1 protein-coding gene and 1 pseudogene are annotated in these 2,021 nt (G+C 65.4%); both read right to left on the bottom strand.

The features are described from left to right. Nucleotides 1-45: 45 nt before the first annotated feature. Complete coding sequence (prpF, locus tag B348_RS0110750) at nt 46-1,236, bottom strand: 2-methylaconitate cis-trans isomerase PrpF (protein ID WP_017736129.1); 1,191 nt, start codon at nt 1,234-1,236, stop codon at nt 46-48. A gap of 9 nt (nt 1,237-1,245) precedes the next feature. Then, nucleotides 1,246-2,021 (bottom strand): annotated as a pseudogene (locus B348_RS01000000129890) (Fe/S-dependent 2-methylisocitrate dehydratase AcnD); the annotation flags it as partial.

Here is a 2,021-nt window from a genome sequence, read left to right as displayed (position 1 = left end):
CCGCTATCGCGGGCAAGCCCGCTCCCACAGGGTTAGTGTGATGTTTTAGAAGGCATCGCCGGGAATGCGCACAAAGCCCTCCATCAACACCCGCGCACTACGGCTCATGATGGCCTTCTTCACCACCCACTCACCGTTGACTTCACTGGCCTCGGCGCCCACCCGCAACGTGCCGGACGGATGGCCGAAGCGCACCGCATTACGCTCCACACCACCGGCCGCCAGGTTGACCAAGGTCCCGGAAATCGCCGCCGCCGTGCCAATCGCCACCGCTGCCGTGCCCATCATCGCGTGGTGCAGCTTGCCCATGGACAGCGCGCGCACCAGCAAGTCCACATCAGCGGCCTTGATCGCCTTGCCGCTGGAGGCCACGTAGTCCGCAGGCTTGGCGACAAACGCGACTTTCGGCGTGTGCTGGCGCTGGGCGGCTTCGTCCAGGTGCTTGATCAGGCCCATGCGCAGCGCGCCGTAGGCGCGCACGGTTTCGAACATCGCCAGGGCCTTGGGGTCGCTGTTGATCGCGCCTTGCAACTCGGTACCGGTGTAGCCGAGGTCTTCGGCGTTGATAAAAATGGTCGGGATGCCGGCGTTGATCAGCGTCGCCTTGAAGGTGCCGACGCCGGGTACCTCCAGGTCATCCACCAGGTTGCCGGTGGGAAACATCGAACCGCCACCGCCCTCTTCTTCCGCCGCCGGGTCCATGAATTCCAACTGCACTTCGGCGGCCGGGAAGGTCACGCCGTCCAGTTCGAAGTCGCCGGTTTCCTGCACCGCGCCGTCGGTGATCGGCACGTGGGCGATGATGGTCTTGCCGATATTGGCCTGCCACACCCGCACCACGGCCACGCCGTTGTGGGGGATGCGGGACGAATCGACCAGCCCCGCGCTGACGGCGAACGAACCCACCGCCGCCGACAGGTTGCCGCAGTTGCCGCTCCAATCCACAAACGGCTTGTCGATGGATACCTGGCCGAACAGGTAGTCCACGTCGTGATCGGCGCGGGTACTTTTGGCCAGGATCACCGTCTTGCTGGTGCTGGATGTGGCGCCGCCCATGCCGTCGATCTGCTTGTCGTAGGGATCGGGGCTGCCGATCACCCGCAGCAGCAGGGCATCCCGCGCAGCGCCTGGCACCTGCGCCACGGCGGGCAGGTCGGTGAGGCTGAAAAACACGCCCTTGCTGGTGCCGCCACGCATATAGGTGGCGGGAATCTTGATTTGCGCTGCATGTGCCATGGTTACCCCTCAGGCCGTCGCCGCCGATTCCAGGAAGTCCTGGGCAAAACGTTGCAACACGCCGCCCGCCTCGTAGATCGACACTTCTTCGGCGGTGTCCAGGCGGCAGGTCACCGGCACTTCGACACGTTCGCCATTCTTGCGGTTGATCACCAGGGTCAGCGTCGCACGCGGGGTGCGCGCGCCGAGCACGTCATAGGTTTCACTGCCGTCGATCTGCAAGGTGTGGCGGTCGGTGCCCGGCAGGAATTCCAGGGGCAGCACGCCCATGCCCACCAGGTTGGTGCGGTGGATGCGCTCGAACCCTTCGGCGGCAATCGCTTCCACCCCGGCCAGGCGCACGCCCTTGGCCGCCCAGTCGCGGGACGAGCCCTGCCCGTAGTCGGCGCCGGCAATGATGATCAGCGGTTGCTTGCGTTCCATGTAGGTTTCGATGGCTTCCCACATCCGCGTGACCTGGCCTTCAGGCTCGATGCGCGCCAGGGAACCCTGCTTGACCTTGCCGTTTTCCATCACCATTTCGTTGAACAGTTTCGGGTTGGCAAAGGTGGCGCGCTGCGCGGTCAGGTGGTCGCCCCGGTGAGTCGCGTAGGAGTTGAAGTCCACTTCCGGCAAGCCCATTTTCGCCAGGTATTCGCCGGCGGCGCTGTCGAGCATGATCGCGTTGGACGGCGACAGGTGGTCGGTGGTGATGTTGTCCGGCAGCACCGCCAGCGGGCGCATGCCCTTGAGCGGACGCGCCCCGGCCAGCGCGCCTTCCCAGTACGGCGGGCGGCGGATATAGG

Origin of the sequence: Pseudomonas sp. CBZ-4, from assembly GCF_000346755.1 — a bacterium.
Taxonomy (GTDB): Bacteria; Pseudomonadota; Gammaproteobacteria; order Pseudomonadales; family Pseudomonadaceae; genus Aquipseudomonas.
This window is presented reverse-complemented; position numbering and strand designations above follow the sequence as displayed.